The sequence below is a fragment of the Peptoniphilus duerdenii ATCC BAA-1640 genome (assembly GCF_000146345.1).
Classification (GTDB): domain Bacteria; phylum Bacillota; class Clostridia; order Tissierellales; family Peptoniphilaceae; genus Peptoniphilus_B; species Peptoniphilus_B duerdenii.
The window spans coordinates 1,769,332-1,784,041 of the sequence record NZ_GL397071.1; the positions used below are offsets into that span (position 1 = coordinate 1,769,332).

Sequence of the window (14,710 nt, forward strand, 5' to 3'; positions counted from 1 at the left end):
ATTATAAATAGTTGAATTAAAATTATATTGTTCGAATTAAATCTATGGTCGGTCTGTCTAAAATTCTCTTTAAAGAAAAATGATAGATGATTAGATTAATACCATAGACGACTAATGAAAATCCTAGGAAGCTTTTGTAGTCATAATATTTTATTAAAGTACTCATCCTTAAACTAGGGACTACTAATGATATTATAAACATAACTCCTAAGCTCACCATAATAGAAATTATAAAGGATTTTACCTGTTCTTCAATAAATTCTTTTTGATAGATGTTCTTTAACTCATCTACATCCATCCCGCAAGAGTAAAGACTCCCGATTTCTTTTTTTCTGCTCATGAGACTTAAATTAATGGACGAGTAACCGTTGGTGATATTTAATACAAAGATGATCGATGCTATTCCTATTACAAGTTTTATATAACTTTTAACTGCCTTATATTCATTTGTTGCGATTTCTTCACCTGTTGTGATATTAAATCTATCTTCAGGTGAAATTTGTTCTCTGATCATGGCCTCTACATATTCTTTTACATCTTTGGTATCAGAGTCTTTTACCTTCATATTCAAAGTATAGGCATATCCTGTATATTTCTCATCACCTGATTCTTCCATAAGCTTAAAATAAGTGTCAAAATCTGTATAAACTTTTACATCAAAAGGCATTGTTCTCGACTTATATTTTCCCAAATCTGTTATTGTCTTTGAAATTTTAATAGTCTTATTAGAATCATTTTCAAAGTTAATGTCTAAACTCTGTGGGTTTTCAAAATATGGAATTCTCTTTGCCTTTGCTATTGGAATAGAAGAATCTTCTTGAATTGTATTGTAGAGGACAAATTCACCCTTCTTTCCTCCAAGTTCTTTTAAGTCTTTTTCTTCCAAGGCGATGATAAATCCATCCATACCCTTTGCCTTATATTTTTCTATATTCTTTCTAGCTTCCTCGTCTAATCCAGCTGCCTTTGCTTCTTTTGAGAATTCGTTATTGTTTTCCACTTGAACATACTTATCTTTTGAAATATAAGACTTTTCGTTAGGAATTTTATCTACAATTTCTTTTAATATTTTTGGGACTTGGTTCTTTTCACTAAAATAATCCACAGAAAAATTATAGCCATTATCGTAACGAGAAAAATCTCTGTAGTAAAATGAGATGGCTATAGTGATTATAAAAACCGAAATGATAATTATACCTATTGCAGAAATATATCTCTGTGATTTTATTGAAGCTAAGTTGTTGAGTTTTAATTCCTTCCAAAAATCTTTGGCTCTTTTCTTCTTTGATTTTGAAAAATCTATATTCCCTCTTATGCCGTCTATAATATTTATTTTAGAAATCTTTTTCGCAGGAGATTTAATAGCTAATGCTACAATCACAAAAGAAACGAAAAGTATCGCCAAACTTAATAAGGGATTAAATTTTATAACTTCAAAGGCACTTACTCCTTCACCTTTTGTTATGTTTTTATACAAAGAATACATAAAGAAAAATCCTGCAATGTGTCCTAAAATTATTGGAACTATAGTTGTAACAAGCCCTTCCTTTAGAAGTAAGAGATAAATTTGTACATTGGTGGATCCAATAGATTTATAGATGGAAAGCTCTCTAATCTTCCTTAGCCCCCAAACCCAAAAGATGTTTTTTATAAAAAACACAAAGATTGCTATGCATCCAAGAACCGATAGAACAAGAACGGCCTTTTTCATTATATTTTGTAAGAGTTCGTTTTCTAATCCATAATAGTTTATAAGACTTTTAGAAAATTCTAAATGAACATCTTTACCAAGTCTCTTATTTATTTCATTTTGTATCTTATCTATATTCTTGTAAGCTTCTTCAAATGAATGAAATTTTATAAATGTTCTGAAAGTGGTCATTTTATCTTGTAGTCCTAAGGCAAAACTTAGTTTGCTGTACTTGTTGTAGACATCTCCATAAACACCGACTAAAGTAAAACTTTTAGAACCTTTAATCTCAAATTTTTCCCTGTCAGTATTTGCACTTGTGGGACCTATCTCTTCTCCATCTAAAAACCTTTTGCCCATATCAAGTTCAACCTTGTCGCCTATTTTAAGTTTATTTTTCTTTACGAGGCTTTCAGATAGTACAATTTCGTCTTCCTTTTCAGCAAATCTGCCGTAAGTAAGTCTAGAATACTCTCTCATCTTATTGATTGCTTCGTCTAGATAGTTGACAACGACTAAATCGTCGCCAAGCTTTCCGTTGTCAGGTTCAAGAGACATTTTTCCAACCAAATCTATATCTTCAATGGACTTTAGTTTTTCAACATCTTCATTTGAAAGCTCTTCTTTAATCTCTCCATGATAAAAGCTTGAAGCCATGTAATAACCATAGTTAGCCTTCATATTTGTATATCCGTAATAAAAAACCACAGTAAAAAACAGACTTACAATAAATAATGAGATGAAAATAGGAAAATTCTTCTTATTCATGTTTCTCATCTCCTACAATTTTTCCATCGACTATTGTAACAATTCGATTTGCTTGTAAGGCTATCTCTTCGTCATGGGTGATTAGGATAATCGTCTGTTTTAAAGTTTTGTTAAAATATTTAAAAATTTCAATTATTTCCTTAGAATTTTTTCTATCCAAATTACCCGTTGGTTCATCCGCTAATATTATAGATGGATTGTAGATAAGACTTCTCGCTATGGCAACTCTTTGCTGTTGGCCTCCTGATAATTCACTTGGAAAAGAATCAAGTTTACTTTCTATACCAAGTTTTTTTACTATATCTGAAAATTCATCTTGACTTATTTTTCTTTTATCAAGTTTTAATGGAAGTTCTATGTTATGTCTGACTGTTAAATTTGGTATTAAATTATAAAACTGATAAATTAGTCCGACTTTTCTTCTTCTAAAATAGGCTAGTTCCTTTGAAGAATACTTTGAGATGTCGTTACCATCTATATAAACCTTACCATCATCTGGACTATCTACCCCTCCTACAATGTGCAAAAGTGTAGATTTTCCAGATCCACTTGGTCCGACAATGGCGACAAACTCTCCTCTTTCAATTTCAAGGTCAACTCCATCTAAGGCAATAACTTTAGAATCTCCCTCACCGTATTCTTTTCTTAAGTTTTCTACTTTTAATATTTCCATACTTGCCTCCTTATTATCTTAAAGAAAGCTTATTAAAGTAAAGTGACTTTTAAGTGACATTGTAAAATTTAATTTCAAATCTTGCACCAGCATCAATATTGGAAACAGAAATCTCCCCATTGTTTTTTTCGACAATTGTCTTCGCCATGGCAAGACCTATCCCAAAGCCATTTGAGTCGGGGGTTTTATAAAAGCGTTTAAAAATTTTTTTCATATTTTCTTTTTCTATTCCTCCGCCATTATCTTCGATGATTAAGCTTGTATAGAGAGGATTTTTATAAGATGAAACCAAGATTTTATCACAAGACGGTCTATTATCAGCATTCTTTATAATATTAATAAGAGCTTCTGCCAGCCAATAAAAATCTCCACAAATACTATTTTCCTTTAAACTCTCCCCTATTTCTACATTTATAGATCTCTTTAAATCCAAACTATCTAAAGCATAATCCACTAATTCATCTAAACGAATTTCTTCTTTTTTCATAAGATCTTTATTTGCATCAAGGCTTGATAGTTTGAGCAAAATATCTGATAGAGAATTTAATCTGATAGTTTGCCTTTTTAAAATCTCTATGTCTCTATTATCTGGAAAGTCCATCTCCAAATTTTCTATGGAAAAAAGCATAGATGTAATAGGAGTTTTGATTTGATGGGCGATATCTTCTAGGTATTCTATTTGCTTTTCACTATTTCTAGCACTTGTCTCTTTGGCTTCTATTATTTCTATAAAAAGTTTGTAAATCTTATCTTCTAAAATTGAAAAATCATCTTGCTTCATAGGAATTTTATAGTCTTGATCCTTCATTTTTTCTATCAGATCTATAAGCTCATTTATTCTATTTTTCTTTCTTTTTTCTAAAAAATAATAAAGAAGTAAAAGACTTATTATCCAAAATACATATATCATCTTAATCCATCCTATATCCAATTCCTCTAACAGTAGAAATAACTTCCTTATCAAGTTTTTCTCTAATTCTCTTAATAGTTGATGTGAGAGTATTGTCATTTACAAACTTATCCCTGTCTTCCCAAAACATTTCTAACAGCTGACCTCTCGTATAAACTCGATGAGGATTTTTAATAAATAAAACTAGGATTTCATACTCAAGTGGGGTTAGCTCTATTTGACTAGCTTTAAAATAAACTTTTGATTCTTTTAAATCTATTTTGATATCCTTGTAAGTAAGGATTTTGTCTTGAGTTAAAGGTATTGTCCTTAAAACTGCATCAATTCTTGCCCTTAATATTGCTAGGGAAAATGGCTTTGTTAAGTAATCATCTGCTCCTTGATCTAGGGCATCAATTATAAAATCTTCATCATTTTTTACTGTTGTTACAATAACTCTTATGTCCTTATCTTTTAACTTTTTAATCAAATGTTGACCGTCTTTATCTGGTAGGTTTATATCAAGTAGTGCCACGTCCATGTCTACATTCATCTTATAGCTTGCTTCGTAAAAAGATGATGCAATCTCTACTTCATAACCATTATTAACTAAATACTCTTCCATTTGTAAGGCAATTTCTTTATTATCCTCTATAATCAAAACACTCTTCATCCTAACCCTCCCATGTACTTACTTTGAAATTTATTAAAATATTTTGTTTTATATCATTCGTCTATAAGCTATTTTATACTACTAACCAATATTTACACTTATAGTATACCATTATCAATTATATTAAAATATCCTTAAAGGCTTTCTGAATTAGGTATTTTAGAAAAATACTTTCATAAATCTTAACATGAAAAGAAAAAAAGGCTATGAGTTTAATGCTCACAGCCTTTTTCTTATATACTCTTGAAAGTATTATCTGAGTTTTCGTTTATTGTTTTAAGACCACTTTTTATTGCAAATAAAACTCCTGCAATCATAAATACAAATACTATTATCAGAGGGATATAATTCATATTTGTTATCAGGCCTTTTATCGCAAATGCTAATTCATAGTTGCTTCTATAGGCTCTTAATACAATTCCAATAATGAACATAAAGACATAGGCTAAGAAAATATTTTTAAACAGTATTTTTCCTTCTCCAAAGACCATCTTTTCCATTTGTTTTTCTGTCATACCTGTAGTGGATAGGAGTTTAAAATCATTGGCTCTCGCTCTAAGGTTGCCTTTAAAACTATTGTAGGCATTGGAAAGAGCAATTGTTATTAGAATGATTTGAATAGCTAGGTTTAAAAGTCTTTCATTCCTTGTTTGCTCTTTACTTGTTGCTTCTCTTAAAATTTCTGTAGCTGTTCCATGGTCAGACTTTGGTACATAATTTGAAATTACTTTTTCAGCATCTTCAAATACTTTTTCTTTATTATTATCAGCTTTAATTTTTACAAAGTAATAATAAACTGGGTCGCCTTCATCTATTCCATATTCATCAATAAATTTCTTCATATTACTTGTGCTTGTGTAGATGGATATTTCATTATTATCATAAGCTTCTAAGTCATAAGGCATTTCATCAATACTTGCGTCAATTTTTATATTTATTGGTTTGCCCTGTGCATTATATTTTAAAGTAACTTTTCCTGTATCCTTATCAGAAATTTTTATATACTCGCTAAAAGCGTAAGGCGTTCTATTGTCTTTTCTTATCTTATTAAGCAATAAGTAAGATGCATTAGTTATGTTATTTTCTTTTAAAAGCTCTTCAAAATCTTCATCTGTTAAAGCATATAAGCTTGCATATAGTCTATCATTTTCTATTTTGCCACTAGCTAAAGAATCTTTTAAGTCTTTAGAAATTAAATCTTTATTATCGTCAACATAAAATTTTGTATCATTTCTTTGATATAGGTGAAGCTCTTTTATTCCGTCAACTTTTTCTAAATCAGCTAATAAGTTTTCATCTAAATTCTTATCAGTGTAAATACTTGAATTAAAATTGTAAGGACTTTTATAAGAGTTATATTTTTCGTTCAAAGTTCTATAGGACTGGCTAACTAAAACTGTAGTCAGTACAAAGGCAGAAAGAGCCATTGAGATTACAATAATTCGATATGTTGATCGATATGACCTATAATAATCTTTTGCTAAAGTCTTTTCTATAGGTCCATTTATTTTTGATTTTCCTAATTTTATATTTTTTTCTGTAATACCATTTAAGCCTTCTATTATTTTTATTTTTGCACTTTTCCTAGCAGGGATTGTCGCAGATAAATATACTGTCAAAAGCGATAATAAAATAATTATTAAAATAGAAGTAAGATCTAAATAAATTAGGTGAAAATCTGGTGCCTTAAAACTTTCTCCAATTATCTCAGACATATTCTTATAGGATACTGAGTTATTAAGCCACATTAAATACATTAATAAGTTTGCGAAAACCCAGGACAGTAGTGTACCTAAAGTTACTGGCAATGCAGATAGTTTAAAGGCTTTCTTTTTTATCATTTTTTTAACTTGTTTTGCAGTCATACCTGTGCTTTTTAATAGGGCAATTTCCTTTAAATCTCTATTATTCCATACATTAAAAGCACCATAGATAATAAAAGCAAATAGAAAAACTAGAAAGAAATACGCACTATATTCTTCTACAGCAGATTTTATCACCGACTTAGGTGGAAATATTCCTTGAGGATAAATCATCTTATACTCTAAAATATCTGTGTTATAAGATAGTCTTCCTATTTCTATTGAAGACTTCTCGTCTATATTCATAGTAGATAAAATTTCTCTAGTCTTTGTATAAGTATCTCTTGGATGCTTATACCATATTAGGGCTTCTAAACCTCCATTATTTTTTAATAAGTCTATCTTTTTATCACTATCAGCCATAGTAAGTAACATAGACTTTTCAAAAGAATATCCATAATCATCATAGACTCCAACTATGGTATAAGTTTTATCACTTGCAGTAATTTTAGAGCCTATATCATAAGTTTTATTATTTGTTAAAAATCTTTCTGGTACTAATAGTTCATTTGAATTATTAGGTTCTCTTCCTTTTTTTATTTCGTAGCCAGTTAATAGGTTGCTATATTTTCCATTTTCATAAATATTAGCATTTAAATCTGTCTCTATAATTTTATTAAAAGAAATTTTTTCTATATCCGTATCATTTATTAATTTATCATATAGTTTTTCATCAACTTCTGTAATTGCTACATGGTAGTCTCCAATAGTTTTTCTTACGTAGTTATACTCGTCATGTTTTAAGGATCCTACAATAAATACAACTGTACCTAGCAATATAACTGCTAAAAGTATGGAAATTTTAATAGCAAAACTGTCTTTCTTATTATTTTTTACAGCTCCATCAGCTAGGTCATTAATAATTTTCATAAGTTCCATCTCCTAAGAAATTTAACCTACCATCTACCATTCTATAGACCTTATCACAAGAATTTGCTACTTTTTCATCATGAGTTATTATCATAATTGTAGAATTTAATCTTTTATTTACAAGTCTGAAAAGTCCTGTGATTTCTTCAGAATTTTTTCTATCAAGATTTCCTGTAGGTTCATCTGCTAATATTATTGCAGGTCTTGTAATCAAACTTCTGGCAATAGCGACTCTTTGTTGCTCTCCACCGGATAATTGTTTTGGATACCTATCAAGCTTTCCTTCTATTCCTAGTATTGATAAAATTTCCTTTAAATATTCTTCATCTACATTTTTATTGTCTAATAAAAGAGGAAGTAAAATATTTTTTCGAACGTTGATGTTTGGAATCAAATTAAAAAATTGATAGACAACACCAATATTTCTTCTGCGAAATACTGTCATCTCATCTTTGTTAAACTTGGTAATATTTTTATCTTGAATAAATATATCACCACTTGTTGGTGTATCTACTCCTGCAAGTAAATGAAGTAGTGTAGATTTGCCAGATCCACTGTCTCCAATGATGGCAACTAGGTCTCCTTTTTCTAGTTCAAAGTTTACATTTGAAAGGGCATTTACTTCTACTCCGCCCTTATATGTTTTTGTTAAATCAACTGTTTTTACTATATTCATATTGCATCCTCCTTAACTTGTCTATATAATACTAGGCTTAAGTGACTGGAAAGTGACTAGAAAAAAAGACTGTGCTTTATTTACACAGCCATAATTAAATCAGTTATAAAATCTCAGTTCAAAGGAATTTGATTTCTTCCCCTTATGATATAAAAGCTCTCCATTTTGTCTTTCCATAACAGATTTTGCCATTGGAAGTCCAATACCATAGCCTTTTGAATTTGGATCCGCTTTATAAAAACGTCTAAAAACTTTTTCTAACATTTGTCGATCTAATCCATCTGAGAAATCTTCTACTAATATGCTCTTATATAAGTTCGTATCTTTTAAGTGAATTTCTATATGCCTATCTTCTGTTGCTTCTAGACCATTTTTCATCACATTAAATGCTGCTTCATAGGTCCATTTCTTATCGCATATAAGATTAAAATCATCTCCATAAAGTAGAATTTCAACATTATCATTAATAAAATAATCTTTTAGGTTTTGTATGATATCTTCAATCAATCCTCGAGCTGATATCCTATCTTTTGTCATTTCTATTGTACCTGAATCAAGGGCGGCAAGTTTTAATAAAATATCAGATAAGTTGTGGAGTCTAAGAAGATTGTCCCTAAGTCTAGATATAAATTCTTTTACCGATTCATCTTCTTCGTCTTCTAATAAGTCAAGTAATAATAAGGACCCCGTCAATGGAGTTTTTATTTGATGGGCAATATCTTCCGTATATTCCCTTAGAATTTCTTTATTCTTCTCAGCATTTTCAGCTATTCTCTTGTTTTCTATAATAATTTTAATAATCTCATCTCTTAATTTTCCAAATTCATCATCTATAATTTCATAATTATCAGAGTTTATATCAAGTGAATGTAGGAGGTTAAATATATTGTTGATTTTATCCTCAAGAGATTTTTCTTTTTTCTTTTCAATTTTTGAAATAACTATAAATAGAATTATATTTATAACTAGAAATCCAATAAGTGTTAGAATATCAAATCTTGGATTGAGATAAACTACAAACAAAGACATTATCAAATTTAAAATTAAGACAAGTAAAATATTTTTGTTTTTACTCATTGTCCCACCTATATCCTATCCCTCTAAGAGTTTTTATATGACTGCCATAATCTCCAAGTTTAGATCTGAGTCTTTTTATGGTGACAGTTAGGGTATTGTCATTTACTTCATAAAAATCATAACCCCATACATAATCTAAAATTCGCTCTCTTAGTAAATTTATATCTTGATTTTCTAAGAGCATTTCCAATATAGCAAACTCTTTTAAGTTAAGGTCTAAATCTTTTCCATCTATGGAAGCTTGTTTTGATATAAGATCTAAAGATAAATTTTCAAAAGTCAGCTCATTCACTTTTTTAATTTTTCTACTAAAAACATTTTCTATTCTCGCCTTTAGAACAGGGAGAGAAAAAGGTTTTGTAATATAATCATCTGCTCCTTGAGAAAGACCTTTTATAATATATTCATCTTCATTTTTTACAGTAAGCATTATTACAGGAATATCAGAAAATCCCCTCAGCCACTTTAAAAAATTAAAGCCTGATCCATCTGGAAGATTGGCATCAAGTAGAATTAAATTAAAATCATTAAAATTAAGATTTTCTGTCAGAGAAAGATTGTTATAAATAATAGTTTCAATATTATGCTTGTTTAAGTAAGTTTTAACAGCAAAGGCAATTGTGCTGTCATCTTCAATCATCAGTATTTTCAATTCTATACTCCAATTTTCAAAGCTTGAGTTCTTAATTTTTTCCTACATAGAAATATTATATTCCTATAAATTTATTTTTAAACACTATGGATTGTTTAAATAAATCACCGTCGATGTCTATATAGAACTCTCCATCTTGTACTTCTACTAAAGATTTAGCTATTGAGAGTCCAAGCCCTGCTCCTTCTGTCTTCCTTGAGCTATCTCCCCTTACAAATCTTTCAAGAAGTTCTTTTGAACTTAAATTTAATTCCTCTTTGGAAATATTTTTAAATATTATAGCTATCTCTTGATTTACAAATAGATCTACGTAGACCCTTGTATTTTCTAAGGCATACTTATAGATATTTGAAAAAATATTTTGGAAAACCCTATACATTAAATCTGGATCTAGATTTACTTCTGCGGCGCTTGATGAACTTGATATAATTTCTAGTCCTCTTTCTTTAAACTTGTCTTCCCACTCTCCTATCATCTGAAGCAGCATCTCATTTAATTCGAAATCGACTTTGTGCACATCTATTTCTCCAGATCTTATCTTAGATATTTCAAATAGATCTTCGATTAAATACTTGATCTTCATACTCTTTTGATTTACAATTTTCGCATATTTTATTCTATCTTCTAAGGATAAATTTTCATCTTTTAGAAGAGTTGAATAGTTTATAACCGATGTAAGTGGAGTTTTGAGATCATGGGAAACATTGGTTATTAGTTCAGATTTTAACTTTTCAGAATCCAATTTTTCGCTTAAAATATTATCCAAATTTCTTCCAGTTCTATTTAGATTTTCAACCACCTTTTCGTAGCCATCTATTTCTTCTAAATTATTTTCAAAATTTCCTTCCGCTAGATATTTTGAATATTCCATTATCTTCTTATAATCTTTTGCATTGGTTGCAAAATATATTGCAAATACTGTAATAAGTATAAACCAAATTGCAAAAATATTTCCTCTATAAGCGTAATTTACAGATTCAATTCCAATAATTCCTGCAAAGATAAACAAAATATAGATTATTAATATCTTGATGTTGGATAAATTTTCTAGGCTGAAATTTTTATTTATAACTCTAGAAATTTTGGTTGCAAGTGAATGCTCAACTACCTGAGATTTTATTCTATTTTTAAGAATATCCCTCAAGAAAAGTAAGCTCAAAAATACGAATGCAGATGCTACAAATGCAAATATATAAAATTGTAACACCAATGTATTGAGGCTACCGTCCATTCTAAATGTATTGTCAAACCGGGTTAGATTTATATAATTAGTATGAATTAGAAATATAAAGAAGAAGTAGTATGTCAATAGAAATATCACTTCCGCTGGAATTCTAAAGGCAGTCTTTACATACTTAGATTTTCTTACCGATATGTCGAATAGCAATCCGTATAGCGCCATCGCTATTAAAAACACATATCCACTGATTAGGACTGGGTTTTGATAATACTCTGAAAAGATAATATTGTTATATAGTTTTGCAAAATTTTTGCTGGAATAATCCACTCCATAATAAAAATATAGAGAAATAATATCCGTATTATCTATGTTGGAATAAGAATTTGTAACCGCATCTAGTACACTCTTTTCAAAACTCTTTATAATATTTTTATCATATTTTTTAAAGATATCTTCCGAATAGGTTCTAGAAATTGTAATTGGATTTAGCTTTTTATTTTCATAGGAGCCCTTTATTATTAGACCATGTATTTTTTTATCGAACTTTCTAGGATCCATTGGAGAAAACTCTTCCATATTGGTTAGATATCTTGGATAGATAAATTTTCCATCTTCTAGTTTTTCTTTTTCAGTTTCATTTATTTCTTTGTTGGCATAGAAAACAGAAACATTTCCAGAAAAATCAACTAATTTCTTGTAGCCATCTCCACTGATTACGAATCCGTCCTCCTTTTCTTCTGAAATGGTCTCACCCTTTTCTCCAGAATATAGAATTCCTCCGCTGGTCTTATAGATCATAAGCTTACCATCTTTTGATTCGTAGTAGAAGCTGCTATTTACAATTTTGCTATCGTTTTTTATGGATTTTATTGCGTAATCATAGAAGAATTCAGTCTTCATATCAAGGAGTTTATAAAGACTTAAATTTATCTGGTCATTTATAGAATATTTAATTTGTCCAGATAGATTTTTAGTTTTCGATTGAGACTTTATAGTTCCTACAATGCTAGCTGAGGTAATAGAAATTATGAGAAGTATAATCGTCACAATCGGTACATATTTGTACTCTTTAAATATCTTCTTCATCATTTATCATTCTTTCTCGGATCTACAAAAATATATCCCATTCCCCATTTAACTTTTAAATAGATTGGGTTTTGTGGATCAGCTTCAATCTTTTCTCTAATCCTTCTTATGTGAACAGTGACTGTCTTAGGATCTATCGCAGGCTCATTCCAAACTTCTTCATAGATTTTATCTATTGAAAATACGACGTTTGGATTACTCATCATAAACTCTAGAATCAAATATTCTATATTTGTTAGGTCTATCTTTTTATTATTTAAAAATATTGTCTTTTGATTCTTATCCAGTTTTAAATTCCCAATTTCTACGATGCTTGCACTTTCTTTTACATACTTTTTTGTTCTTCTAAGTTGTGATGCCACCCTCGCCATTAACTCAGATGGGTTAAATGGTTTGGTCATATAGTCATCTGCCCCGATATTTAAACCGATTATCTTTTCAAATTCTTGGGACTTGGCAGATAGAATTATGATTGGCACATAAGAATTTTCTCTGATTCTAAGAATTGCATCTTCCCCAGATACATTAGGCATCATAAGATCCATGATGATTAAATCAATATGTTCTCTATCAAATATTTCCAGGCACTTTTCTCCATCTTCTGCGTAGAAAACTCTGTAATTTTCTCTTTCTAAATAAAGTCCTATTAAATCTCTTATCTCTTTATCGTCTTCTGCGACTAAAATATTATATACGTCCATAGTAACCTCCAACTATATTCTATCAAATAAATAAGTCTTAATTTCTTAAAAAACTATTAATTATGAATCGAAAATAATTTGGTAAATACCTTTCTTCTTGATATAATTTTTATGAGGTGATTTTATGGCTTACGATGGATCTACCATGCTAGCTTTAAAAAATGAACTGAGAGACAAAATTCTCGGATTAAAAATAGAAAAAATATATCAAACAAACGATACGGATATAATTATACAGATGAGAGAAATGGGCGAAAAATACAGACTATTCATATCAACCAATGCCACATTTCCAAGAATAAATTTGACAGAAATTGATTATGAAAATCCACAGATGCCACCTTCCTTTTGTATGCTTCTTAGGAAACATCTGCAAAGTGGAGTAATAAAAGATATTTCTCAACACAAGATGGACAGAATCCTATTTATAGATATAGAAAGTAGATCTGAACTTGGAGATTTGGTAATAAAAAGACTAAATTTAGAAATCATGGGCAGACATTCAAATATAATACTTACTGAAGACGGAAAGATTATAGATTCTATAAAGAGAATTGGGCCGCATATTTCTCGCGTCCGTTCTGTGCTTCCTGGATTAGAATACAATTTTGAAGTAATTTCAGATAAAATAAATCCTCTCGGTTTAAACTCAGAAGATTTTATAAAAATTTTAGATGAAGCACCAAAGGGAAAATCTATTAAGAATACTTTTGTAAATCTCTTTACAGGAATTAGTAACACAACAGCGAGAGAGCTTGCAGAGAGACTATCTATTGATGAGGACATTCCTCTAAGTGGGCTTGAACTAAACGAAACTACCGGAGATAAAATAGCTAAGTTTTTTTCTGATTTAGATCATACTGACAAGGCTTATTTAATCTATAATAGCGAGAGAAAACTAATCGACTTTACTTCTTTTAAACCAAGCTACTACAATAGTTCTAGTTTAGAAGAATTACCAAGCATTTCCTCTGCAATAGATAAATTTTATTTTGAAAAATCAAAGGATATAAATCTTAAAAACATTGGATCCGATGTACTAAAAGTGGTGGATCACAATATTTCTAAACTCGAAAAGAAATTGGAAAAACTTGTAATTGAACAGGAAGATTCTAAAAATCGTGAGAAGTACAAAGTTTACGGCGACCTTATCTCTTCAAACTCTTATAGAATTGAAAAAGGTGAAAAAGAAGTTACACTAGAAAATTTCTTTGACAACATGAATCCTATCACTATTCCCCTAGACGCAAGACTTTCCGCTCAAGAGAACGCAAGAAAATTCTACAAAACTTATCAAAAGATGAAGGTTCGTGAAGAGGTTTTAAAACCAGAAATTGAAAATACAAAAAATAAACTTTTATATCTAGAATCTGCAAAATCTTATTTAGAAATTGCTGAAAAAAAGGAAGACATCGAAGAAATACAAGATGAACTTAGAAATTTTGGATTTATAAAAAAGAAGAATAAGAAAAAGGTAAAACTTTCCAAACCCCTTGAATTTAAAACGGATGATGGTTTTACAATCTTCGTCGGCAAAAATAGCAGACAAAACGACAATCTTACATTTAAAACTGCAGGAAGAAATGATCTTTGGTTCCACGTAAAGGATGCACCAGGATCCCATGTAATTATTAAAAATGATGGTAGGGAGTTCTCTGAAAGTGCAATTGAATACGCTGCTACACTTGCAGCTAAGTACTCTTCAGTGAGATATTCTTCAAATATATCAGTTGATTACACGGAAAAAATAAATGTGAAGAGACATCCTCAAAAGGTACTAGGTCTTGCTGTATATACAGACTTTAAGACCATCAATATAAAGAATGATTAAATAAATTAATGCTACGAATTTTTCGTAGCATTTTTTATTCATTAAAATTATATAAAAAAATAGCGGACTAACCGCTATTATT

The 14,710-nt window shown here is 29.7% G+C and carries 11 protein-coding genes; 1 reads left to right on the top strand and 10 read right to left on the bottom strand.

What is annotated here, in order from left to right:
• Positions 1 to 22 precede the first annotated feature (22 nt).
• The 10 genes from HMPREF9225_RS08100 to HMPREF9225_RS08145 form a co-directional block, all read right to left on the bottom strand.
• Positions 23 to 2,458 carry an ABC transporter permease gene (locus HMPREF9225_RS08100; protein WP_008902457.1) on the bottom strand — a complete coding sequence of 812 codons (2,436 nt, stop codon included), beginning with the start codon at positions 2,456 to 2,458 and terminating at the stop codon, positions 23 to 25.
• Positions 2,451 to 3,131 (bottom strand): ABC transporter ATP-binding protein, encoded by a 681-nt coding sequence (locus HMPREF9225_RS08105; protein WP_008902458.1) that lies wholly within the window; start codon positions 3,129 to 3,131, stop codon positions 2,451 to 2,453. The genes HMPREF9225_RS08100 and HMPREF9225_RS08105 overlap by 8 nt, the downstream gene beginning before the upstream one ends.
• Before the next feature lie 49 nt (positions 3,132 to 3,180).
• On the bottom strand, positions 3,181 to 4,041 hold the full coding sequence (locus HMPREF9225_RS08110; protein ID WP_040551454.1) for a sensor histidine kinase: 861 nt from the start codon (positions 4,039 to 4,041) through the stop codon (positions 3,181 to 3,183).
• Between the two features lies 1 nt (position 4,042).
• Complete coding sequence (locus tag HMPREF9225_RS08115) at positions 4,043 to 4,693, bottom strand: response regulator transcription factor (RefSeq protein ID WP_008902460.1); 651 nt, start codon at positions 4,691 to 4,693, stop codon at positions 4,043 to 4,045.
• 233 nt (positions 4,694 to 4,926) lie between these two features.
• On the bottom strand, positions 4,927 to 7,425 hold the full coding sequence (locus HMPREF9225_RS08120) for an FtsX-like permease family protein (protein WP_040551456.1): 2,499 nt from the start codon (positions 7,423 to 7,425) through the stop codon (positions 4,927 to 4,929).
• On the bottom strand, positions 7,412 to 8,101 hold the full coding sequence (locus tag HMPREF9225_RS08125; RefSeq protein WP_008902462.1) for an ABC transporter ATP-binding protein: 690 nt from the start codon (positions 8,099 to 8,101) through the stop codon (positions 7,412 to 7,414). The genes HMPREF9225_RS08120 and HMPREF9225_RS08125 overlap by 14 nt, the downstream gene beginning before the upstream one ends.
• Positions 8,102 to 8,200: 99 nt before the next feature.
• Complete coding sequence (locus HMPREF9225_RS08130; protein ID WP_008902463.1) at positions 8,201 to 9,178, bottom strand: sensor histidine kinase; 978 nt, start codon at positions 9,176 to 9,178, stop codon at positions 8,201 to 8,203.
• Entirely contained in the window at positions 9,171 to 9,830 is a 660-nt protein-coding gene (locus tag HMPREF9225_RS08135; protein WP_008902464.1) for a response regulator transcription factor, read from the bottom strand. Before HMPREF9225_RS08135 ends, HMPREF9225_RS08130 begins: the two co-directional genes overlap by 8 nt.
• Positions 9,831 to 9,885: 55 nt before the next feature.
• The gene (locus HMPREF9225_RS08140; protein WP_008902465.1) at positions 9,886 to 12,099 is read right to left on the bottom strand and encodes a sensor histidine kinase; all 2,214 of its coding nucleotides are present in this window, start codon (positions 12,097 to 12,099) and stop codon (positions 9,886 to 9,888) included.
• Entirely contained in the window at positions 12,096 to 12,797 is a 702-nt protein-coding gene (locus HMPREF9225_RS08145; protein ID WP_008902466.1) for a response regulator transcription factor, read from the bottom strand. Before HMPREF9225_RS08145 ends, HMPREF9225_RS08140 begins: the two co-directional genes overlap by 4 nt.
• A gap of 124 nt (positions 12,798 to 12,921) precedes the next feature.
• On the opposite strand from HMPREF9225_RS08145, the gene HMPREF9225_RS08150 reads away from it, so the two are divergent.
• Complete coding sequence (locus tag HMPREF9225_RS08150; protein ID WP_008902467.1) at positions 12,922 to 14,628, top strand: Rqc2 family fibronectin-binding protein; 1,707 nt, start codon at positions 12,922 to 12,924, stop codon at positions 14,626 to 14,628.
• Positions 14,629 to 14,710: the final 82 nt, after the last annotated feature.

Excerpts from the sequence above, each read along its gene's own strand:
- HMPREF9225_RS08100 (WP_008902457.1), bottom strand. The coding sequence starts at position 2,458 with ATGAATAAGAAGAATTTTCCTATTTTCATCTCATTATTTATTGTAAGT.
- HMPREF9225_RS08105 (WP_008902458.1), bottom strand. The coding sequence starts at position 3,131 with ATGGAAATATTAAAAGTAGAAAACTTAAGAAAAGAATACGGTGAGGGA.
- HMPREF9225_RS08110 (WP_040551454.1), bottom strand. The coding sequence starts at position 4,041 with ATGATATATGTATTTTGGATAATAAGTCTTTTACTTCTTTATTATTTT.
- HMPREF9225_RS08115 (WP_008902460.1), bottom strand. The coding sequence starts at position 4,693 with ATGAAGAGTGTTTTGATTATAGAGGATAATAAAGAAATTGCCTTACAA.
- HMPREF9225_RS08120 (WP_040551456.1), bottom strand. The coding sequence starts at position 7,425 with ATGAAAATTATTAATGACCTAGCTGATGGAGCTGTAAAAAATAATAAG.
- HMPREF9225_RS08125 (WP_008902462.1), bottom strand. The coding sequence starts at position 8,101 with ATGAATATAGTAAAAACAGTTGATTTAACAAAAACATATAAGGGCGGA.
- HMPREF9225_RS08130 (WP_008902463.1), bottom strand. The coding sequence starts at position 9,178 with ATGAGTAAAAACAAAAATATTTTACTTGTCTTAATTTTAAATTTGATA.
- HMPREF9225_RS08140 (WP_008902465.1), bottom strand. The coding sequence starts at position 12,099 with ATGATGAAGAAGATATTTAAAGAGTACAAATATGTACCGATTGTGACG.
- HMPREF9225_RS08145 (WP_008902466.1), bottom strand. The coding sequence starts at position 12,797 with ATGGACGTATATAATATTTTAGTCGCAGAAGACGATAAAGAGATAAGA.
- HMPREF9225_RS08150 (WP_008902467.1), top strand. The coding sequence starts at position 12,922 with ATGGCTTACGATGGATCTACCATGCTAGCTTTAAAAAATGAACTGAGA.